The sequence below is a fragment of the Paenibacillus agaridevorans genome, assembly GCF_003112455.1.
In the GTDB taxonomy this organism is placed as follows: Bacteria; Bacillota; Bacilli; order Paenibacillales; family Paenibacillaceae; genus Pristimantibacillus; species Pristimantibacillus agaridevorans.
Genome location: NZ_BDQX01000390.1, coordinates 47,106 through 70,010, shown reverse-complemented (window position 1 = coordinate 70,010; position 22,905 = coordinate 47,106). Strand labels below are relative to the sequence as shown.

Sequence of the window (22,905 nt, the reverse complement as noted above, 5' to 3'; positions counted from 1 at the left end):
GCAAAAAAGAAGGCGCTCGCTTTAATTAAAGCAACTTATGCGATTGATTACGATTGATCTGCAACAGGGGGAATTAAAATGATAGCCCGTTTAAAGGGGAGTTACTTCGCCAAATTAATGATGTCGCACTTAGCCCTTACCATGCTTCTAATTACGCTTAGCGGAGGATTATTGCTTAATAAAACGGCTGACATGATTACAAAGGAAATGAGGTCAACCGGAGAGACGCAATTGGCATCCATGAGGGAGAAGCTTGAGAGCCAGCAACTGGAGAGCTATAATTCCGCCCTGCTTAATAAAGCATTGAGTACGGTACGAGTAGAAGCGGAAAGCGAGATCCAGTTTTTTTTGACCAATGGCAAAGGAAATAACTATTACCGGATTACTCGTTTGGCGCAAGACTTAAAAACCATTTCAATGTCGCTTCCGATGCTGCATAACTTATCGTTTTATTTTGCCAATGACAATTTTGTAGTGGATCAATATTTTCATAATTCGCCGGATAACTCGCCGCAAGCAAAGCTGCTGCAATCTGACAAGCCGATCTTGACACATCAGTGGTTTGTACGTGACGTAGCGACGCAGAGCCTGGATAAAGAAAATAAAATTGTCATCACCTATGTCTATACATTGCCCTATATGGCGCGAGCCGAGCAGATTAAAGGGTATATGATTGTCGATCTGGATGCGGAAAAACTGATTGCATCCGTAGGCGAACATCTGACTGCAAACGGAGAAAAGTTGGTTGTTATGAGTGCAGACGGACAAGTCATAGGCGCTTCTTCTGAATGGGAGGATTCCATGCTGCAATTGGTACGGAAGCATCTGCCGAAACAAGAGGAACAGATGGTGAGAGTCGACGATAATGTTATTACTCTTTTGCCCGCCGACCAGTCGAGATTAAATTGGCATTATGCTTTGCTGCGCCCGCAAACTTCCGTTCTGTTAACGACACAAAAGATGAAAAGCGAAATATGGATGGCGGGTCTTGCAATAGCATTGCTTGGCGCGGCCGTTTCCTACATGGTGTCAAGGAAGGTTTATGGTCCGTTCCGCTATATTACCCAGCGGGTCAGAAGCGCAAGCGGCTATGCCAAGTCCGGCCATAATGAAATCGGCTGGCTCGAGCAAGCATTAGGTTTTCTCGACAAGCAGCGTGCAGCTTATATGACTGAGAAAAGGGAGAAGCAATGGAGAGAAGCCGTTCTGGGCAAACTTGATTTTACGGGCGAGGAGCTGCTTATTCCGAGCGAGGGCTGCTTTATGCCTGTTTCCTTGGAGCTTGAAGGGATGGAGTACGGTCGTTTTGCGCAATTGCTGGTCAAATCGGGGGAGAAATCTCCCTTGTATGAGGAATTATTGGTCCTCAGCGCTAATGAAGCGGTTATTGTGTATTGGTGCGAAGAATGGAGAAGCGATATGGAAGCGATCATTCGCGATCGATTGCAGTTGGCAGCGTCCGCAGTACCGGAGTCATTCCGTTATATTGCCGGATTTGGAACGGCGACAAACAAATTGGAAGGCATCCCATTATCGGCGGCAGAGGCCCAAACGGCTAGAAGATACGGATTTTTGAGCGAGGAAAGCGGCTGCATCAGCTATCGATTGATTGAACGCAGGAAGGGTTTGTATCCCGAGCTTAAGCTGGAGCCATTTGACACTCTGCTTCGCAGCGGGGGACGTCATGAGCTTGATCAATATTTGACGATGTGCGAGACCGATCTGAGAGGCGAAGAATATTCGATTGAGGCGATCGAGCTTGTGTTGATGCAGCTTCATCTCTATGCCTCAAAGGCAAAGATGATGCTGGACGGCAATGAGAATGAGCCTGTTGCCTTTGTATGGCAGTCTACGCTTGGCAAGGCAATTTCCGAACTGCGTCAGCTCAGCATGACGGTTGTGGAACAGCGTACGGAAAAAAAGAATGTTCGTTACGAAAGGATTTTCTCCGGTATAAAGGAATATATCGATCTTCATATTCATGAAGATATCTCATTGGAGCAGTTGTCGGCAATTACATCATACTCCAAGCAATTCGTATGCAAATTATTTAAGGAAGAGCTGCAGCTGACATTTGTTGAATATTTGACAATTAGAAGGCTCGAGCATGCTGCGCAATTGCTTCGAACAACGACGGATCCGATTGGCGCCATTGCCAGCCGTAGTGGATTTCGCAGTTCGCAGTATTTTTCCAATAAGTTCAAATCCAAATTTGGCGTTACGCCTGTTCAATATCGATCGACACGCAGCGAAATCCGTATGGCGCAGCATGTTCCAGAGTAGCCTTGATCTTGTATACGAGCGATGTCCATTACAATTTGTCGGAACATGCCAATCGTCTGCTTGCTCCATTTGCCCATTCGACCTGCGCAATGGTTTGAAGCCATCCTATACATTTCGTTTTGAAGCAAAAGGCACCTTTCTTGGAGGTGTCTTTTTGAATTTTTGGAGCACTTGCAGGCGAAAGATGTGTAAAATCGTCAGGAAGACAGCGATGTTCAGATCTTACACATCGAATTCAAATTGTTCAATAGATCATAAACCATCCCAAATGTTACATTGAGTCCATAACCAAGATACATCGACACAGGATGAAAGGAGCAAGGGAATGAACAGCAAGATGAATGCGCTGTCAAATGCGTCTGCACGTCATCTTCGGAGCGGCGAGAGACGCGAGTCGCGCTGGACGAAGTATAAGAAGAGCAAGTATTTGTTTCTCATGTTGATTCCTCTATTTGTTTATTATGCCATATTCGAGTACGGCCCGCTGTACGGCATACAGATTGCTTTTAAGGATTATATGATCAGGGACGGAATTTGGAACAGTCCTTGGGTTGGAGTCAAACATTTCGACTACATGTTCAATGCATCTCCGGACTTCTACAAAATTTTAAAAAACACAGTCATCATAAGTTTTTACCATATTATTTTTGGATTTCCGGCCCCGATTTTGCTCGCCCTTATCTTTAATGAGCTGCGGGTAGAGTTGTTTAAGCGAGTGAGTCAAATTATATCCTATTTGCCGCATTTCCTTTCTTGGGTCGTACTCGGCGGTTTGTTGATTACCATTCTCTCACCGACGACCGGAGCAGTTAATGCGGTGCTGGGGTGGCTTGGCATCGAACCGATTTATTTTCTTGGCGATCCGAATTACTTCCGTTTTACTTTGATTCTATCATCGATATGGAAGGAAATCGGCTGGGGCACGATTATTTATTTGGCTGCAATGACGGGCATTGATCCGCATTTGTACGAAGCGGCGAAGATGGACGGGGCCGGTCGCTGGAAGCAGACGACTCATATTACGCTTCCAAGCATTATGAGCGTGATTGCAATCTTGTTTATCTTTAAGACAGGTCAAATTCTAAACGCCGGCTTCGATCAAATATTTAATTTGTACAATCCGGCCGTGTACAGCGTGGCCGACATTCTGGATACGTATGTATACCGTGTTGGTTTAATGCAGCTGCAGTACAGCTTCACAACGGCGGTTGGCTTGTTTAAAAACGTAATCGCGTTCTCCCTTGTCCTGTTTACCAATTATATGGTGAAGAAGCTCGGTCAGGAGGGGATTCTATGAAAGCATTTAGCAGAATGACATTCGGCGAAGCGGCTTTTCAAGTAATTGCCGTTGTCACTGTAACCTTGCTCTGTATTTCGACGCTGTATCCATTTATCCATGTGCTGTCGGTTTCGCTCAGCTCTCCTGCGGAAGCGATACGGCCTGGCATCCATTTGTATCCGAAAGCGTTCACGATGGCAGCGTATGAGCAAGCGGTCAAGCTCCAAGGGATATGGGTCGGCTTTGGCAACACGATATATCGAACCCTGGTCGGCACCTTTTTGTCTGTATTCGTGATGTCGCTAGGCGCATATGCGCTTTCGAAAAAACATTTGCCCCATCGCAGCTTTATTACAATGGCGGTCATCGTTACTATGTTCTTTAGCGGGGGACTCATTCCGACGTTCCTGCTTATTAAAGAGATCGGGTTGTACGATACACGTTGGGCGCTGATCATCCCCGGATTGTTTAATACGTTTTACATGCTCATCATGAGAAACTTTTTTATGAGTATTCCGAGCGAGCTTGAGGAATCCGTGAAGATAGACGGAGCGAATGATTTACGCATTTTGTTTCAGCTCGTTCTTCCGCTTTCGAAGCCGATTCTGGCGACGATATCGCTTTGGATCGCCGTCTATCATTGGAATGAATGGTTTAACGGACTCATCTATATTCAGGATCAAAGCAAGATTGTGCTGCAAATATATTTGCGAAGGCTAATTGTCGAGAACAGCGATGCCGACGTGCAGCTTCTCATGCAACAAGCAGCTGGCGACAGCATCCCGATTGTGCCGGAGACGATCAAAGCGGCAGTGCTGATGATTGGAACAATCCCTCTATTGCTGGTGTTCCCGTTTATTCAGAAGCACTTTGTGAAAGGAATCATGCTCGGATCTCTTAAAGGTTAATCTGCAAGTTCCGTGATTGAAGCGGAAGTCCTGAACGTTCGGGAACCTCTGTTTTAATATAAATCAATGAACATATAAAGGGAGGCGCAAGTAGAGATGAAATGGATAACAAAGCTAGGAATTGTGGCATTAATTGTGGCATTGGCAGCAGGATGCTCCGGCGGCAACAAGGGGAGCAGCAATGGAAGCGGCAAAAACGGCGAAGCAACAAACAAGCCGTCCGCCAGTTCCGAACCATCCGCAACGGCAAACGATGAGCCGATTGAAATTGCTTGGTTAAGCTTTAACTTCCCCGCAGAGGATGGCAGCATTGGGCAGAAGTATATCGAGGAGAAATTTAATGTCAAAATCAAGAACATTCGGATTGACCGAGCAAATTGGAAGGATCAGTTGAATGTTCGCCTGGCTTCCGATGAGCTTCCGGATGTGTGGCTCTTATGGGGCATTGCAGATGTCAACGCCTATAGCGGACAAAATCTGCTGGCAGAGCTGCCTATCGATGAGATAAAAGCGAAAATGCCTAGCTTGGCCAAGCTTGTCGACGATAATAATCCGGCAGCCTGGTCGAACGGACTGATCAATGGCAAAAATTACGGCATTCCGATTACGAATGTAGATGGGATTTATCCGTTGCTTCCTTATTACAATGAAAATTGGTTGAAAGCTATCGGTTACGATGCTCCGCCGGCAACGCTCGAGGAGCTGGAGGATGTGATATATAAATTCCGGAATAATGACCCGGACCAAAACAGCAAAAAAGATACTTACGGTTTAACTGGAAAAGGGTCGTTAGCTGATCTTAACCAAAGCTTCCCTTACGTTTTCGGCGCCTTTGACGTGCAGCCGCAGTTTTGGGTAGAGGACGGAAACGGCGGTCTTGCATACGGCATGACGACCGAAAATGCGCGCGAGGCGTTTAAGTTGCTGAATAAATGGTTCAAGGACGGGGTGCTAGATCCCGAATTTATTACGGCGGATGGCAATAAGAAGGAATTTGAGAACGGCTTGGTAGGCGTGAAGTTCGACCAATGGAATTATCAACGTCCGACGCTGCGCAAGCAAATCAAGGAGACGGACAGCACCTACTTCCCGACGATCGCGGGAACTCAGGTAGCGGCTCCGGAATACACGGGGCATGGAATGGCATGGGGATTGACGGGCAATTACATGGGGATGGGAGTCGATGTGGATAAGACGCCGGGCAAGAGAGAAAAAATCTAAGAAATATTAAATGCGGCCTATTCGGACCCGGAAGTAATGAAATATCTGAACTTTGGCGAGGAAGGCGTTCACCATGATTTGGTTAACGGCCTGCCTGTCATAAAAACAGAGATGACCGCAGACAAGCTTAACAATCTTGGCATCGGGGCTTATTACGGTATATTGTCCAGCAAGTCGCTGGAAGGCGAGCTGCTGAGATATCCAACGGAAGATCTCGAATGGAGAAAGCAAGTCGTTAAGGATATTCCGTTAATGTATGATCAGGTCAAATTTAATATCCCTTCCGCCAGCCAGTTCCCGGATATCAAAAATATGGAGAGTGAATACTTCATTAAATTTATTACGGGCGATGTCGATTTGGATAGTGGATTCGATGACTTCATCGGGAAATGGAAAAAGGCTGGCGGCGAAGTGTTGACCAAGGAAGTCAACGAGATCTACGCAACCAATCAAAAGTGAGCGGGATGAAAGGATGAATCATACATGAAGGAAACCATTACAGGACCAATAGAGGCAAAGCTTGAGCAGGCATGGCAGGTTGGCATAAAGAAGATTTATGCCGGTATCGCGCAATTTCCCGGCGGTCTCCGGGAAATTGCGGAGTCGAAGGATGGCCGGTATTTTGAGGAGTCGTACGAGAGCATGTTGGACTTTTATCATATCGGCTGCTGGGTTCCATCCTTCTTTACGGGCTGGGCGCTCATCGCATACGAGAGTTCTGATGACCGCTCCCTGCTGAGATGGGCTAACGGACTGCAAGGCTCTTACGAAAAGAAGGTGTTCGAGCATGCGGATAACACGATGCACGATCTCGGTTTTCTGTACAGTCCTTATTGCGTAAAGCTTTATAAATTAATTGGCGATTTGAACCATCGCAAGACCGCGTTGCGGTCGGCGGAAGTTCTGGCATCCAGGTATGTAGTCAAAGGGGAGTACCTCAAAGCATGGGGCAGAATGGATGAAAATGATCCGTCATCATGGGGAAGCGGGATCGCGATTATAGACACGATGATGAATCTGCCTCTCCTGTTCTGGGCGACAGAAGAGACGGGCAATTATTATTACAGAGACATCGCCATAAAACATGCGGATATGACGATGAAACGGATGGTCAGGCCGGACGGTTCCGTCTATCATGCCTACCGCTTCGATTCGGACACCGGACAGCCGGTTGGAGGCGACAATCATTGTGGCCATAGTGTCGAATCCTATTGGGCGAGGGGCACGACATGGGCGATGTACGGCTTCGCCATAGCTTATCGGTACACGGGCAACAGGCTCTATCTGGAGACTGCTATCCGGCTTTCCGAGCATTTTATCAGCCAGTTGGACGACAAGATAGTGCCTGTCTGGGACTTCCGCTTGCCCGAGCAAGAACCCGACCACAGAGACAGCTCCGCCGCAGCTATCGCAGCCAACGCATTTATGGAGATTCTGCGGTTCGACCCGGGCAACGTTCTTCTCAAGGAATGGACGGACCGGCTGTTGCTGAAGTTGTCCGAGGAGGCGTATACGGATTATAACCCGGACTGTCCGGGACTGCTTCAGCAATCTAATGGCAAACGGATGTATACGATCTATGGGGATTACTTTTTTATGGAAGCGCTGTCCAAGCGGCTGTCCAAACCATTGACCGATTGCTGGTAAGGGGATCGAGCGCAAAGAGGAGGGTAATTCATGACAATGTCTCGTAAAGTCCTCATTAAAGTTATGCTTATCGCTTTATTGGTCCAAAGTCTTCTTGGGGGTTCTATCTTCGGCATGGAGAACAACAAGGCAATGGCAGAAAGTATCGTAGTTATCGTGTATAACGATGACGAGGGGTTCACCACGGATTCTCCGTGGGTAATTGGACAAGGGGTTGGCTACACGCAAAGCTCGCGTTATTATCATGACGGATCGACAGGCGCAGATCCGGCCAAGTGGGCGCAGTTCACGCCTGACATCCCGGTGGAAGGATATTACACCATATCCATGTGGGTGCCGCCTTTCGGCACAAGGCCCGAAGCTGCGCCGCTCGAGATCAAATATAGGGACGGCATCAGCACGGATCTGACCATTAATCAAAAGGCAAACAGCAACAAATGGGTGAAAATTGGTACATTCCTGTTATCAGAGGGTACAGAAAATTATCTGAAATTATTAGCCTCGGATGCAGGAACCACGCTTGCCGACGCCGTGAAATTCGAATGGGTGGCTGAAGCGGAGACGCCTGATCCGTCGCCTACTTCCACTTCATCGCCTTCATCTACGCCTTCCCCTACTCCATCGCCTTCGCCGACAACAAGCCCGACTATTCCGCCCGAAAACGTAACCGTATTTGTTTATAATGACGACGAAGGGTTTACGACGGATTCGCCATGGGTAGTTGGACAAGGAGTAGGCGGAACACAAAGCTCGCGTTATTATCATGACGGTTCGGCTGGCGCCAATCCGACCAAATGGGCCATGTTTACGCCCGATATCCCTGTGGAAGGCAACTACATCATATCGATGTGGGTTCCGCCGCATGGCACGAGACCGGAAGCGGCGCCGCTCGAGATCAAGCATAGGGATGGGTTAAGTACGGATTTCACCATCAATCAGAGGGATGACCGAAATAAGTGGGTTGAAATCGGCACATTCGCGCTCTCGCAGGGCACGGATAATTATTTGAAAATACTTGCCTCGCATCCAGGTTATACGCTTGCGGACGCGGTGAAATTCGAGTGGACGACAAAGGAGGTCACTCCTGCTCCTACACCAACAACTGCTCCAACTGCCACGCCTTCGCCGGGTCAAACGACGCCGATTGCCCCTGGGCTGGACGGTGATTTGGCGGAACGTTTTCCAGTGTACCAGGTTTCCGTCAATAAAGTATTGACGGGAGATAACAGAGGGTTTGGGGTGCTGGCCCAATACGACGGCAGCGGTCCGCAAGAGGTGTATTTGAGCCGTACCACGCAAACGCCGACCTTTGAACCATTTGTCCCTACAGCTTATGCCAAAGTATTTGATCCCGACGGCAATATGGTGCTCCTTCACGATTTCAGCAGTCAGCTTCCCGGCAAGCAAATCGAAATCCTCACGATTCCTTCGGGACAACCCGGCATATGGACCGTCTCATTTACAGGCGGACGAGAGGGAGATATCCTTGAAATCGGCCTGCCGGAGACGGATGTTTGGGGCGTGCGGGGCGAGATGGCATTAGGCATTACCGAAACAACGCCCAAAACGGCTTATATTTATCTTGCCGACATCACGCAACAAAACCAGCTTCCGACCTTTATGCCTAATTTGGGAAAAGGATATTTTTTTCTCGAGGCTTTTGGCAATGCGCCGCATGTAACCTTGCGCAATCAAACGGGAGCAGTGGCCGGCAATCTGACGAATGTGGGAGGCAGAAACGTCATTCAATTGGACTCCACGCCGGTTAATGAGGTATGGTCATTGGATTTGAACGGATTCGGGGGCTATATCGTAATCGACGGAACGCCGGCATTGTTAGCCCCTACAGCTGAAGCTGCGCTGGCATTAAAGGGAGGAACGTTTGAAGCAGAAGGGTTTATCATGCCCGGCAAGCTGCAGGCAAGGCTTAGGGAGAAGATGATTGAGCTTGCGGAGCAGTCGTTGGAGGTAGAGCTGGATTTTCCGGAAGAAGTGCCGTTGGATCTCGCCAATCCTCGCATGGAGGCGCTATTGTACGGAAAATACGGCAGTCTTCAAGGGTTGGACTATGCCTTTGAGCATCAGATATTGGACAAGGACGATCCGGGTTTCGGCATGATTCTTGATTATGATCCTGCGAGGCCGGTCAAAAATCAATATTCCTCCTTTGCCGGCGCGATGGCTGCCGCGGTCGCCGTGCCGGGGCAGATGAACCCTGCCTACGAAAACGAGGCCTTATTAAAACGCGCGGTGTTAAACTCCATGAGTTTTCTGGCGTGGCTTCAGGGGGACTTTACCTATAAGGATTCCGATCTAAGGGATCTGCCTGTCCCTAGCACGAATTATTTTATAATGGTTGGTCCCATGGTCGTTGATCCTTTTTTACTGCTTCACGAAAAGGTGGACGCGGAGACCGCCGCCCTTTGGGAAGAAGCCGTTACCGCCTTTTTGGATAAAAACGCGGATGCCAGAAGTTTTCTCTCCAATCAATGGTCGCATAACATACTCGCGCAATTATACATGTATGAGGCGACGGGAGAAACCCGGTTTTTGCGTAATTTCGAAAAAATGGCCGCAGCTTTTATGGATGGCACCCACGGAGCAAGCTCCAAACTGATGGGATTACATCCGACGGGTTTTTATATGGAGAACTTTGGTCCGGACGGCAACTATGACAGTCTCAGCTCTTTCCACATGGTGGCCTCCTATTTGGTTTATAAAGAGAGCGGAGCCGCCGATCCCGTTATTTTGGAGAAATTGCGGGCGGGGATCGAAAAAAACCTCTATTTTAAAAGCTTTTATTGGCTGCCGCAGCCGGATGGCAGCATCGCTTCGCCTACAGCGATAAACACGAGAACGAATACCCCCATTCATCAGGCGACCTATCCGGGAGACATTATGATGCGTTCCGAAATGCCTTTGTCGCTGACCCGATATTTGATGTGGCCCGGTCCTTCCGCGGACCCGAACGATTTAGCGGGCGGAGATGTAATGCCGCATAGGATCAATACGGACGAATGGGCGTTAAAGGTGCTTCGGGCTCTGTTGCCGCTTGAATCAGGAGCATACGATACCATCAGCTATTGGCCGCATATCATTTATTCGGCGTTTAGCAAGCCTGTTGCAATAGAGCCCGCCGCGCTTCCGATTGACAGCGAGTTTGGCACCTGGGAGCTTCCGGGGCAAGTAGCATGGAAGCGAGGACCGCTGTACGGAGTCGTATTTTATGATGTAACGGGGGTTTCCGGCAAGATTCCGCAGGCCAAATTTGGAGGCGGTCCAACCGTTATGTGGGGAGAGGGAACAGGAAGCGTCGTTTCCTCGTTGCGGAACAACAAGAACGGCACCGTCACGTCACCGTCCGATATTACGCATTCCGGCGTTTTCGGCAAGGATCACAACGGGAAATTTTTTTATACGGGCGAAGAGCGTACGTCTCTGACCTGGATTGTGCAGGATGAAATCTTCGAGCTACGGACACCATTGACCGCTCCCAAAGGAGAGCTGGTCTGGAGGTATGAGCTGGGAGAGCAGCAAACGTTAATAAAGGTCAGTCTTCAGCTGGAGGAGGAAGCTCAAGAGTCATACGTTAACTTGCCGGTCGCATCCGGCGTAGCGGGTACGGAACCTGCTGTATTCGGCGATAATACGCTCATTTATCAAGCGGGAAATTCATCCATGAGGATAGAATGGCCAGCCGATGCGGCCGCGCAATTACAGGAAGAGGTCACAACGGCTTGGGGCAGCGCCCGAAATTTGCAGATCGCTCTGGCATCCGACGGTACGCCTGTAACGATAACGGTATCCATGAAGGAAAACAAGGAAGAACCTGTCGATCCCAATGAAGGGGAGCCGACGAATGGATCGCGGATAGAAAGCATGCCGGTTTCTTCCGACAACGTAGTTTCTGCTAATCGGATTACGGTTGCTGCAACGTCATTGGATCAGCACACAGGCGAAGCGAAGGCATTTTTAGATAAAGACAATATTCTGGAAGCTCGCAGCAACAGCCAAGCCGGTATTCAGGGAGGCAGGCTCGTGATCGTCGATGTGCCCGAGATTGCAGGGGCGGTTGCTTACACTGTCGTTATTCCACCCGAATTTTTAACTTCCTACGGCGCGCAGGATAAACTGCGGATTCAGACGGAGATCGGGACGGTGGAAGTTCCCGGCCATATGCTTGCGGCTGCGGAGCTTGCTTCCACAACTGAAGTCGAGCTTACCGTCGAGGCGTCCTCTGTAGAGGGAAAACCTCTCCTTGCGTTGAAAGCCGCTGCTGGGGGACAGAAGATAACAGCAATCAACCCGGAGGCTATTATAATCTTGACCATTCCTTATACGCCGACATCGGAGGAAGTAAAGGCATATGAGCATATCGTCGTCTCCTATATGGCTGAAGATGGCCGAGCGATTCCGATCCCGACGGGAAGTTACGACGAATCTCTGGGAGCGGTTGTTCTAAGGACCAATCAATTAGGGAAGTACGGCGTGTCCTATCGAGTAGTAAACTTTGACGATATAACCGATTATTACTGGGCCGCGCACTCCATTCGGGTATTGGCGTCCAAAGGGATTATGAGCGGTGATGGCGAAGGAGATTTCAATCCGGCAGCGGGAATAAAGAGAGCGGACTTTGTCGATGCGTTGGTTCGAGCTCTGGGAATTACGACAACGGTTGATGCTAACTTCGCGGATATACCCGATCGCTCCGTTTATTATAATGCCGTTGGCATAGCCCGGAAGCTGGGGCTAACAAAAGGGATAGGCGGTAACAGCTTCAAGCCTGACGAGCTAATTTCCAGGCAGGAAATGATGGTTATTGTTTCCAGGGCGTTGGCCATGGATAACAAATATAGGTCGGACGGAATTAACAAAGAACTTGATGCGTTCAAGGACATAGCGGATATCGCCCCTTATGCCATTGCAGAGATAGCGGCATTGGTAAGAGAAGGCATAGTTCAAGGCAGCAATCATGCTATTCATCCTCATAAACCAGCTTCAAGAGCAGAGGCTGCCGCCATTGTATACAGATTGTATGACAAACTCGACATTACACTTTAAACAAATCAGGAGAAGTTCTGTTTGAGGGCTGACTCCTTGTTGCTTGCCACCAAGAACTTAACCCGCCAACCTTAGGTCGGCGGGCTTTCTTGTTGAAGACGTCGCTTTGACCGGCGATTAATGTAGTCTATTACTTTATTCTCTTTTGACAGTTGAGCCTTCAGGACGTTATGATAATTGCTGAAAAAATCTTATTTCATAAATCATACGGAAAGAGAGCCGCGCATCCTTAATGAATCGAAAACGAAGAAAAACTAAAAAGGCTGTCTCAATCATTCTTGCTTTGACCGTTATCGTCGTGGTCGCTCTCGCATTCCCGACGTGGACACCTTCGATCAAAGGAGAAAACAGCATCGCCACGTTGGAGCAGGTGAAATTGAACGGCGCTTGGCACGAGATCATGATCCGCGGCGCCGACCGGAATAATCCTATCGTCATTTTCGTCCACGGCGGACCCGGCTGCTCCGAAATCCCTTACGTGCGCAAATACCAAGAAAGACTGGAGAAGCAATTTACCATCGTGCATTACGATCAGAGGGGGAGCGGCAAGTCGCATCGGTTCGGCGAAGATTATTCGGACGTGACAGCAGGGCTGCTGGTCGAAGACCTGTTCTCGCTTACAGATTACGTAGCCGATAGACTGGGGCAATCAAAGGTAATTTTAATCGGTCACTCCTACGGTACGTACTTAGGCTTGCAGGCAGTCGCTGCTTCGCCGGAGAAATTCGCGGCATACATCGGAATCGGACAAGTCGCCAATCATCACGTCAGCGAGCTGGACAGCTTCGCTTTCGCGCTAGGGCAAGCCACCGAAGCCGACGATAAGAGCGATATAAGACAACTGGAAGGCATGCGGGAGAATATTGAAGCAGGTCGCGACATTACGCCGAGAAGTCTGATCCGGAAGTATGGGGGAGCGGCAAGATTAATTGACGATAACCGCGATTATGTCGAAGGTTTTCTAATGAACCGGGAATATAACCTGCTGGATGTAATCCGTTATGCAAGGGGGATTGCGGTGACACAGGACCGACTATTAAACGAAGAATCTATGCGGCCGATAACGAGTTTGGTGAAGAAGCTCGAACTACCGGTCTACTTCGTAATGGGAGCGCATGATTATATGACGTCGACGAAAGCGGCTAAAGCGTATTTCGAAGAATTGGACGCGCCGGACAAAACGTTTATTGTCTACGAGCACTCGGCTCATTACCCTCAGTTCGAAGAAGAGGAACGGTTCGCGGAATGGATGGAAACGACGTTTCGAAACGAATAGAAGGATGAGGAATAGATGAAAAGTCTGTATGGGACGGACTTAACCCTCCTTCTGATCTTAGTGAATCTTTTAGCTATGTCGGATTTTACTATGTTCGAAAAATGACGTTATCTGAAGAGGTGGTATTTAATTGAAGCAAGGGATAATTGTTTTTCTAAATGGAACTTCAAGTTCCGGAAAGACTTCCATATCGACTGAACTATTAAACCAAAATGAAATCTCGTTTTATCATTTATCAATTGATGATTTTTTTAATGGACTGTTTCATGACTACATTGACTTCATTAACACCAAATATGCAGATGATGTGCAAGGCCCAACCCATATTATTATTGAACCATTGATTACTTTGTTTTATTCAACAATTAAATTTATGTCGGTAATGGGGACGAATATCGTTGTAGATACAGTAAATGATACTGAAGATCGCTTTAATACATTTCTAGGTTTATTAATGGATCATCCTGTACTGCTTGTAGGGATAACTTGCTCGAAAGAGGAACTTATAAGGAGAGAAAAACTAAGGGGAGATAGAGAAATTGGTTTAGCAATCTCTCAGTATGATAAAGTCTACAGCCTTAATGAGTATGACCTTGAATTAAATACTGAAACCTTGAGTCCAGATGAATGCGCCAATTTGATATTAAATTTTATTAGATCAAATCGTGAATATTCTGCTTTTAAGAAGCTAAATAAAAAAAGCGGTACGAGTTAGATATACATTGAAGCCGTATTCTTCAGATAACACCATGTTTCATGCTTTAGGGCATTTATCAGTGTTCAGAGAGTTCATTCCGCTGTCGGAGAACGATAGTTCAATTATATATCTCTGTCAGTGGTAATCCTTTCGTGAACAGGGGAACAATGAAAATCGAGGTGTAATAAATGCAAATACGAAAGTTACATACACACGAAATCCCACCATTTGAATTATTATTATTAGCGGATCCTTCACAGAAGCTTGTTGAGGAATATCTCCAAAGAGGACATTGCTATATCGCCTCACTGAATGATCAAATAATAGGAGTCTATGTTTTACTGCCAACAAGACCCGATACAGTTGAATTAGTAAATGTAGCAATTGATGAAAAGAATCAAGGCAGAGGGTTCGGGAAACAGTTAGTGAAACATGCAATACAAATTGCGAGGGAATTAGGATCCAAAACGATTGAAGTCGGTACTGGAAATTCAGGTGTTGGGCAACTTGCCCTTTATCAGAAATGCGGCTTTAGAATAACTGGAGTAGACAGAGACTTTTTTGTTAGGCATTACGATAAAGAAATATTTGAAAATGGTATACAAGTTGTAGACATGATACGACTATCACAAGATTTATAATGGAACGATTTGTTGAACTAACGGGAAACATTAGCTTAATGACAACAGCGGCAGTCTAAGACTTTATTTTTCAAGTCTTAGTCCGCCGCTGGTTTATTTTCTTAGCATTAACCTTGTGCCGCATCCATGTTCATGCAGTTAATGGCCCACAGATGACCGTCCAAGTCCACGAAGCCCCAATGATACATGAACCCATGATCTTCAGGTTCAGCGTGCAAATTCCCGCCCAAAGAGACCGCGGTATTCACGATTTCATCGACCTTTTCCCGACTCTCGAATGCCAATGCGATCGTCATCTGCGCATACTTGCTCGTATCGACGGATTCCTTCTCCGTGAGCGTATTAAAGACTGCTTGTTTGATCAGCATGACCTGCAGGTTGTCGCCGATCACGATGGCTACCGAATTCTCGTTTTCCGGGAATTGCGGGTTGATCTCGAATCCGAGTCCGGTGAAGAACGCTTTCGATTGTTCTACGTTTTTTACAGGCAGGTTGAAGCTCATGAATGCGGACGTTAATGCCATTTTCAAAACACCTCTTCGTCAAATTAGTTTGTGTTCATTTATGCTTCGTTTATATAGACGACAACCGATCAGGGAATTCATCGGTCTCATGGATCTCGATCAGATCGCGACAACCCGGTTAATTACACAGCCTGCCGCCGAGATCCTGCTGGCTGTTCAGCTAATGGAAAACGATAGTTCGCCCTATTTGAGAACGGATATAAGTAATTGGATGCCACTATCTGTGTCGGAAAGGATTATAATGATTTCCAAACAATGCTTCCATCACTTCTACCACAAGAAAAAGCATGGCTGAAATCTTTTTTAACCGGCAATTTCAAGAAGGTCATCAGTTTATCGCGTTAGTTGTTTCATGATTTTGCAAGAGGAGGTTTTTGATATATGAAAGATTGGGTTCCATATGAGAAAGTCAGAAATCACCCTCCTGATTTTAGAATAAGGTATCGGTTCTATTCCGAAGAAGAAGGCGGAAGAAAGAAACCTGTGTTCCAGGGATTACGTTGTGATTTTGCATATGACGGAAACGATATTAAAGATACGGGAATATTTGCAATTCACCCCGAGTTTGAAGATGATTCGGGAAACATTATTTTAGATATGAGTAATCCAGTGTCCATACAAGGTACTGCAAGAATGTGGATACTTTTCCCTAGGATGAGACGCGAAATTCATCTACATCGAATTAAAATAGGCGTCCTTGGCCATTTTATGGCGGGCCGAAGAAGATTAGGAGAGGTCGAAGTAATTGAAATACTCAGTTTGATCACGAACTCTGAGACTCTAACCTAACGGGAGACAATAGTTGAATAAATGACGAAAATGAAGCTGCCGGTGCTGACCGGCAGCTTCATTACGTTAACGGGCAGGATAGCGCAACTTCTAATTCCTCTGTAGGGCTCCTTCGACTTCAGCACATTATACCCTTGCATAAATGCTTGCAACCGCCTATCTTATTAGAACGTAAGGGGATAAAGCAGAAGCAGAAAGGATGAGCGAATATTTCTACCCGAGCTTTATTCCGAAAAATGAAAACGCCTAGTTTTATTTTCTTCGTCTCCGTTGTCTTCGCGTCCGTCTTGACGGGCTTCTTGTCGAGGCCCTATTTCACGGATCGCGTCTTCTACCTGTACGAGGATACGTACAAATTCGCCGGCGAGCAAGAACGACTCGTCACCTACCATAGCAGCACGGCTGATCCCGTCCAAGTACGCATCGACGACGAGCTAAACCGCACATTGACCATCGGCGGGCAGTCCTATGCGATTGCGGACATAAGCAACCCTTACTCGATCAAGTTCCGCGTGACCTATCCGAACGGCCATGTCTACAGCGTCGAGGATAATAATGGCTTGCTATGGAGCTACGATGACAAAGGCAATATCGTCATGGCTATTCAGGTTTACGCCAACGGCGAGCGGATCAAGGAAGAAGGGGAAGAAGATTTTCAGCCGTCGGCGCTCGTAATAGGGGCTTACCCCGATTACCATATCAAACGAGGCATGCCTGGGTTTCTGTTTTTTGCCATCGGCCTGTTGATCTTTGGCTGGTGCAGCTTCCGTTACCAAGCCTTCCAAGATTTAATGTTCCGCCTATCTCCGCAGCGGTTCATGTACGAGAACCCCGAGCCGAGCGACTTTTATTATTTAATGAGCAAGGTCGGCGGCATTGTCGTTATGATCGGTTCGATAATCGTCGCTTTCAAAGCGTACTAGGCGCATGTGGATACTGCTTTTGCCGCTTTTATTGAGTAGAGGCCAGGTTCACGCACAACCTTATTCCATATCAAACGTTATAGTAGTAAACAGTTTTAAAAGAAGGATGGTATTGCTTAATGGCGGTAAAGATATGTACCGATTGTGGGGAATCAAACACTGAAGGCTCGTTAATATGTGTTATTTGTGGTAGTTCGCTTAAAGATGCAATGATGGAAGGAACTCCAAACACTGTTAAAGATTATTCTAGAAACGCAACTCCCGCAACATGCCAGCACTGTAATGAACGTTTGGTCCAAGGATCATTAACATGCAGATATTGTGGATCCGTTGTATCAAAAACGGTAAAAGGTTCTCGTTATTATAGTGGTCATATTTCCTCAGGGGAAAGCGGAGGATCCACACCTATGGCGACGTTTGGAAGAGGCTGTTTATGGCTCATCCTTGGTACATTAGGATTGGTACTGATCGCTTTTATTACCCAGAGTACAATTAATATTCCGTGGTTCATATTTATCCCAGTCGTGATTCTTGTCTTCTGGATGGCTTCGAAGAAAGGAAAATAATTAGATCAGGTTGTTTAAGGCGTCAATTGAGCTATCGTTCTCCGTTTGTTATTCCGTTATATTCCAGAGAACGCCCGCGGGGTCGAAAAGATGAATAGCTCTCTTACCATAGGATTGGATTTCAGGGGGATGGTTTATTCCCTGCAAACCTAAACAATCATGTATTGAAAGAAGAGGAGGAAATGGAGCTTTGAAACGTGTTGTCGTTTATGATCCGGATCTCGTCAGATCCGTCAATTTGCCTGAGAAGGTAGAGGCATTTTTGCTTAAAGAAGGGCTTCCTCTTATCGAACCCGCGGATGCCGTCTTAGGCGTTCGCTTCCAATCGTTCGCGGATATGGGACTTCTGCACACTGGCGAACGCAAGCTGCTGCCCATCGGATACGAATGGGAGCCGGAGAGCGCCATTCTGGGGCTGGCTCAAGGTTCGGGGCATCTATATTCCTTCCACCCGACCTCCGGGCAATCAGGATTCGTTAACTCGGATATCCGTTTGTTTCTGTTGTTCTTATCCTGCGTCCGATCGTTTACAGCAAGTCACTCTGAAGGTGATCAAGCGACGATATGGACGGCGGAGCAAATGCGTGAACGGCTGGCCGCCTTCCGCCGCGGTGAGATCGTCCCGCAACATCCGAAACGGCCGGCCTTCGACCGCAAGACGGAGTTGACCCGGATGCGGGCTTTGTTTGAGGAGAAGGACGCGGCCAGCCTGGCAAACGAAAACCAATGGTGGAGCCTCGTGCTTGAGCAACTGGAAGACGGCTTGTTATAGGGCTTCGCTAAAACACTCGGTGGTCGAAAGTATTCTATATTGCAGGACAATGCTTGTGTCTGGGAGGGTTAAAATGAAGGTCAAACGAATTGTCGCCAATATAAACACGAAGGATATCGCGGCAGCTAAAACCTTCTACCAGGATGTGCTCGGCCTTGACTTAATGATGGATCATGGTTGGATTAGAACCTATGGTTCAAACGAGGAGATGAGCGTTCAAATTAGTATCGCCTCGCAAGGCGGTTCAGAAACGCCTTCGCCTGAATTATCGATTGAAGTCGATAATGCGGATGCCGCATTAGAAGGCATGAAGAGAGCCGGATTTCCGATAGAATATGGGCCTGTCGACGAACCTTGGGGCGTTCGTAGATTCTATGTTCGCGACCCATTTGGCAAGCTAATTAATATTCTTGCTCATAAACAAGGGTAAGCTTACGGCCAATCGTAAACGGACGCTGGTCTGGCTTGCTGCATGCGCTATTGGGGGGAGAGGGCCGGCGCCTTATGTCGATCCCTGAATTGTTTGGGCGAACAATCGTTGTACCGTTGGAACAGATCGTAGAAGTGTCCAAGGTTTGAAACTCCCGCCGCTTCTGCAACTTCGGCTATGCTGATGTCGCTCGTAAGCAGTTGTTGCTCGGCCTTCCTAATTCGCTTGTAGGAGACGAAGTCAATAAAGGACATGCCGAACGCTTTCTTGAACGTCTTAATAAAGTGGGTATAGCTCATATTAAGAAGGCTGCTGACCTCGACCACGGATAGTTTGTTTCCCAGTCGTTCTTCGACATAGTCGATTGCAGGCTGGAGCCGGTGGGCCAATTGGTTGTCGCTATAATTCAGCTGCATTCGCTCATCATGTCTAAGCAGCAATAAGAGAAGATCTTTGATGCGGGAAGAAACGGCAAGCTCGTAACCAAGCTGGCCCTCGTTCATTTCCTTGAAAATATCGCGGATCAGGGCGGCAGAGCGGGTGCGCGCATCGCGGCACTCCCTGTAAATGTAGTTCAACGTGCTGAGCGGACGAAGAACTTCCGAAAAGTGACGCATGCTGTTCAGCGTGCTCTGATCCCAATATTTGCGCAGATCAATTTGGAACACGAGGTAACTCAAATTGCCGTCCTTTGTTTGTATCGTCCTGTGCGGTTCGGAGGATCCGAAAAGGCAGATATCCCCTTTGCGCAGTACCAAACGTTCCTCTGTGCAAAATGCCGTCAGCTCTCCCTTGAGGATAAGGAGAAACTCTACCTCTTCGTGGTAATGCCATTCTGCATATTGTTTCTGTCTCCAATCCTGCTCGACCTGCAATTGAACGGCTTCCGGCGCGGTATCCTTGCAATCGATTTGCCAGATTCGCATGGCGAGAAACGGATTCTGATAGATAACTTGCTCATGGTGCATCCCGGAATACATGGCTCGGTCTCCTTTTGCTTTCGACTTGTACGGGACAGAATGACGTAAGAATATCGTAACATAAACCCGAAATTTGATAAAGAACATGACAGAATACCGTATAAATGAAAACGAATCGGTAATCGAACGGAGAACGCTTGTCGCGATAATGTGACAAGCGTTCTTTGTGTAATGAGGTTTCAATTGACGGGGTTATCGCATGATGTTAGTTTATGAATAAGAACGCTCGGCGGATCGCAATGCCCCGGACGTTAATTGGTGACAGGACAGGAGCTGCCGGGATGAACAAACAGACAGTACCGCTTCCGTCGTCTAGATCTCTCAAGAATCGACTGGTGCTGTTTTTTACGATTATGGTGCTCGCGCCGCTCGTGTCCATTTTGATTCTGTATCTCAGCAACGTGTATCCGCTGCTGAATCAGCGAATCGAGAACGAAATTCAGAACAATCTGAAGCAGTTCGCGACATCGTTGCAGGGAACGTTGGAAAGTCTGAACTACGCCACACAGCGCTTCGCTTTCGCCGACAGCGTGGGGAGCAAGCTGGGGGAGTGGTTGACTTCGGACGATCTGTACGAGAAATCGAAGCTGACACGGGAGATTACGAGCGAACTCAATTTGATCTCCATTACCAACCCCGTGATTGGACTGACCTTTTATTACGACGAGTCCAGCGAGTCGCTGGTGTTTGCAATGCCGCAGGTAAGGGAGTTTAGACTGGACGAGCTGCCGGTCATGTCGAAGACTTTAAGCATCACCTATTTCCGTCCGCATCGATCACTGGATCGTTTTAATCACCGGAATGTACTATCCGTCATTCGAAGAGTCGACTTGCCCGAAAACAAGCATGTGATGATCTATGCGGAAACAAGCTATAATTTTACGCAAAATATTCTCGAAACCGATCGGACGGATCGCCCGCATCTCATTGTGGACGACACCGGCATAGTCATTTATACGGAAGAGGAGAAGGCGTTCCCGCTTGGCAGCCGTCTCGCTTTGGGCGGTACGAAGAAGATCCGCAGTGCTGGGTATTACCTGTTTAATGAACCAGCGTATACAGGCTGGAGGGTCGTCAGTCTGGTGCCCAGTGGCTCCTACCATAAGGAGATAAACCGCTGGCTGCTGCAGGTTGGCGTCATTCTGCTGCTGTCGCTTGTTGTGGGCCTTATACTCGCACGGGTGATCTGGCGCATGGTTTATGACCCGCTAAGGAGAATCAACAGCGGTTTCCAACTGGTCGGCACCGGCGACTTGTCTACGCCAATCGCGTCTACCCGAATCGTGGAGTTCGATCAACTGCTGCGACATTTCGAGAAGATGCGGCTTCGCATCCGGCAACTGCTGGAGGATATCGCCATCAAAGAGAGGCGGCGAGCGGACTTCGAGACGGAGAAGCTGCTGTACCAGATCAATCCGCATTTTATTCATAACACGCTTGATACGATACGGTGGCTTGCTCGCGTCAAGGGCAACAACGAGATCGACGAGCTGGCATCTTCGCTGAACAAGCTTCTGTATTACAATCTTGGCAAAAAAGGAAATATGTCCACCGTCGCGGAGGAAATCGAAGCGCTGCAGGACTATCTTGCCTTGCAAAGGGTCCGCTACGACTTCGAATTCCAGGTGTCCGTGCAGGCGGAGCCGGAGGTGCTCCAGTTCTCGATACCGCGATTTATCCTGCAGCCTCTCGTTGAAAATTCACTGTACCACGGCAATCTCGGCGAGGACGGGGTCATCGCCGTCACAATTAGGCGATTGCCCGGCGAGCCGGTATTCACGATTACGGTGCGGGACAACGGAGCGGGCATGACGCAGCCCAAATTGGATATGCTGATGCAGGACGGTCTAGGCACTGACGGCAAGATCGGTCTTGGCATTGGCACCTACTACGTGCGCAAGGTGCTGGAAAATCAATTTGGACAGTCCGCGGACTTCGGCATAGAAAGCGTCGAAGGTGAAGGCACTTGCGTCTATCTCAAGCTGCCCATCAGACAGGAGGGGACTTAACGAGATGAACGTGTTGGTGGTGGATGACGAAAAACTGGTTAGAGCCGGCTTTATCGCATTGATGCCATGGGACAAATTCGGAATGAAAGTGGCGGGCGAGGCGGCTAATGGCGAGAAAGCGCTGGAATTTTTGTCGGCCAATCCTGTGGATCTAGTCATTACCGACCTGGCGATGCCGGTATTGTCGGGACTGGAGCTTATGCACGTCATGAAGGAGCGGCATCCCGACATCCCAGTCGTCGTGCTGACATTCCATCAGGATTTCGAGCTTGTTCAGGAAGCGCTGCGCCTCGGAGCTATCGATTATATTGCAAAGGTACAGCTGGAGAAGGAGCAGTTGGAGCAGGTATTGGGCCGGATCAAGGCGCGCATCGGGAAGGATCGTCAACGAGGCCGCATAGCGGAAGTAAGTTTGTCGTTGGAGGCGCTGGCGCTCGCCTATTATGGCGGCAAGCGCGGAAGCGAAGCGGCGGAGCAGCTTGCTCATATGGTCGCTGAAGCGCAGGAACTGGATGACGGTGTCTGGTACGTGCCTTTGCCCGGAGATGACAAGGAAAGCGGGGCAGTAAGCCTGCAGCAAGCGCTGGGAAGAGAATGGACGGTGCTTGGTTTCGAGAGGCCGTGTGAGCTGGAGAGGGATCGGCTCGGCAAAGCGGCGCGGCGCTTCCGGGAGACGGGGCTGTTCTATCTGTCCGAACCGGAGCGTCGCGTCTACCGGGTCGATCCGGAGGCTTGGCTTGCGGAAGCGATGGCTGAACCGGAGACCGCAGCGCTTCAGTCGTCATTGCAACGGAGCTGGACCGACTGGCGGTGGCTACGCGATGACGAGGCGTATGCTAAGCTGTTGCGGGAGACAGAGGAAGCGCACCTGCCTGCCATTCGAACGCGGGAGATGCTGC

19 protein-coding genes are annotated in these 22,905 nt (G+C 48.3%); 17 read left to right on the top strand and 2 right to left on the bottom strand.

What is annotated here, in order from left to right:
- Window positions 1-78: 78 nt before the first annotated feature.
- The 10 genes from PAT3040_RS29950 (at window position 79) to PAT3040_RS29905 (ending at window position 15,013) form a co-directional block, all read left to right on the top strand.
- Entirely contained in the window at window positions 79-2,283 is a 2,205-nt protein-coding gene (locus PAT3040_RS29950; RefSeq protein WP_108995563.1) for a helix-turn-helix transcriptional regulator, read from the top strand.
- Window positions 2,284-2,608: 325 nt separating this feature from the next.
- A complete protein-coding gene (locus tag PAT3040_RS29945; RefSeq protein WP_108995562.1) occupies window positions 2,609-3,580 on the top strand; it encodes an ABC transporter permease in 972 nt (323 codons plus the stop codon).
- Window positions 3,577-4,470, top strand: a complete 894-nt coding sequence (locus tag PAT3040_RS29940) for a carbohydrate ABC transporter permease (protein ID WP_108995561.1) — start codon at window positions 3,577-3,579, stop codon at window positions 4,468-4,470. Before PAT3040_RS29945 ends, PAT3040_RS29940 begins: the two co-directional genes overlap by 4 nt.
- 96 nt (window positions 4,471-4,566) lie before the next feature.
- On the top strand, window positions 4,567-5,691 hold the full coding sequence (locus PAT3040_RS29935; protein WP_108995560.1) for an extracellular solute-binding protein: 1,125 nt from the start codon (window positions 4,567-4,569) through the stop codon (window positions 5,689-5,691).
- A 36-nt stretch (window positions 5,692-5,727) separates the two neighbouring features.
- Complete coding sequence (locus PAT3040_RS29930; protein WP_108995559.1) at window positions 5,728-6,150, top strand: type 2 periplasmic-binding domain-containing protein; 423 nt, start codon at window positions 5,728-5,730, stop codon at window positions 6,148-6,150.
- A gap of 24 nt (window positions 6,151-6,174) precedes the next feature.
- Window positions 6,175-7,338, top strand: a complete 1,164-nt coding sequence (locus PAT3040_RS29925) for a glycoside hydrolase family 88 protein (protein ID WP_108995558.1) — start codon at window positions 6,175-6,177, stop codon at window positions 7,336-7,338.
- 30 nt (window positions 7,339-7,368) lie between these two features.
- The gene (locus PAT3040_RS29920; RefSeq protein ID WP_108995557.1) at window positions 7,369-12,399 is read left to right on the top strand and encodes a golvesin C-terminal-like domain-containing protein; all 5,031 of its coding nucleotides are present in this window, start codon (window positions 7,369-7,371) and stop codon (window positions 12,397-12,399) included.
- 232 nt (window positions 12,400-12,631) lie between these two features.
- On the top strand, window positions 12,632-13,675 hold the full coding sequence (locus PAT3040_RS29915; protein ID WP_108995556.1) for an alpha/beta fold hydrolase: 1,044 nt from the start codon (window positions 12,632-12,634) through the stop codon (window positions 13,673-13,675).
- 130 nt (window positions 13,676-13,805) lie between these two features.
- Complete coding sequence (locus PAT3040_RS29910; protein ID WP_108995555.1) at window positions 13,806-14,390, top strand: chloramphenicol phosphotransferase CPT family protein; 585 nt, start codon at window positions 13,806-13,808, stop codon at window positions 14,388-14,390.
- A 170-nt stretch (window positions 14,391-14,560) separates the two neighbouring features.
- On the top strand, window positions 14,561-15,013 hold the full coding sequence (locus PAT3040_RS29905; RefSeq protein WP_108995554.1) for a GNAT family N-acetyltransferase: 453 nt from the start codon (window positions 14,561-14,563) through the stop codon (window positions 15,011-15,013).
- Window positions 15,014-15,120: 107 nt separating this feature from the next.
- Here the strand turns inward: PAT3040_RS29905 and PAT3040_RS29900 are convergent, their stop codons facing one another.
- Window positions 15,121-15,537: a VOC family protein gene (locus PAT3040_RS29900; protein WP_108995553.1), complete on the bottom strand. Its 417-nt coding sequence runs from the start codon at window positions 15,535-15,537 to the stop codon at window positions 15,121-15,123.
- Between the two features lie 381 nt (window positions 15,538-15,918).
- Between PAT3040_RS29900 and PAT3040_RS29895 the strand changes: the two genes are divergently transcribed.
- From PAT3040_RS29895 to PAT3040_RS29875, 5 genes are all read left to right on the top strand, one after another.
- On the top strand, window positions 15,919-16,326 hold the full coding sequence (locus PAT3040_RS29895) for a hypothetical protein (protein ID WP_108995552.1): 408 nt from the start codon (window positions 15,919-15,921) through the stop codon (window positions 16,324-16,326).
- Window positions 16,327-16,562: 236 nt separating this feature from the next.
- Window positions 16,563-17,249: a DUF6199 family natural product biosynthesis protein gene (locus PAT3040_RS29890; protein ID WP_108995551.1), complete on the top strand. Its 687-nt coding sequence runs from the start codon at window positions 16,563-16,565 to the stop codon at window positions 17,247-17,249.
- 119 nt (window positions 17,250-17,368) lie between these two features.
- Window positions 17,369-17,815 (top strand): double zinc ribbon domain-containing protein, encoded by a 447-nt coding sequence (locus tag PAT3040_RS40175; RefSeq protein WP_108995550.1) that lies wholly within the window; start codon window positions 17,369-17,371, stop codon window positions 17,813-17,815.
- Between the two features lie 190 nt (window positions 17,816-18,005).
- Window positions 18,006-18,587 carry an SUKH-4 family immunity protein gene (locus PAT3040_RS29880; protein WP_179215734.1) on the top strand — a complete coding sequence of 194 codons (582 nt, stop codon included), beginning with the start codon at window positions 18,006-18,008 and terminating at the stop codon, window positions 18,585-18,587.
- Between the two features lie 73 nt (window positions 18,588-18,660).
- On the top strand, window positions 18,661-19,017 hold the full coding sequence (locus PAT3040_RS29875; RefSeq protein WP_108995548.1) for a VOC family protein: 357 nt from the start codon (window positions 18,661-18,663) through the stop codon (window positions 19,015-19,017).
- Between the two features lie 47 nt (window positions 19,018-19,064).
- On the opposite strand, the gene PAT3040_RS29870 is transcribed toward PAT3040_RS29875, so the two are convergent.
- Entirely contained in the window at window positions 19,065-19,997 is a 933-nt protein-coding gene (locus PAT3040_RS29870) for an AraC family transcriptional regulator (RefSeq protein WP_181376927.1), read from the bottom strand.
- 281 nt (window positions 19,998-20,278) lie between these two features.
- On the opposite strand from PAT3040_RS29870, the gene PAT3040_RS29865 reads away from it, so the two are divergent.
- Together PAT3040_RS29865 and PAT3040_RS37630 are read left to right on the top strand one after the other, a co-directional pair.
- A complete protein-coding gene (locus PAT3040_RS29865; protein WP_181376926.1) occupies window positions 20,279-22,006 on the top strand; it encodes a sensor histidine kinase in 1,728 nt (575 codons plus the stop codon).
- 4 nt (window positions 22,007-22,010) lie between these two features.
- Window positions 22,011-22,905: response regulator (locus PAT3040_RS37630; RefSeq protein ID WP_181376925.1), on the top strand; the 895-nt coding region annotated here is incomplete at its 3' end.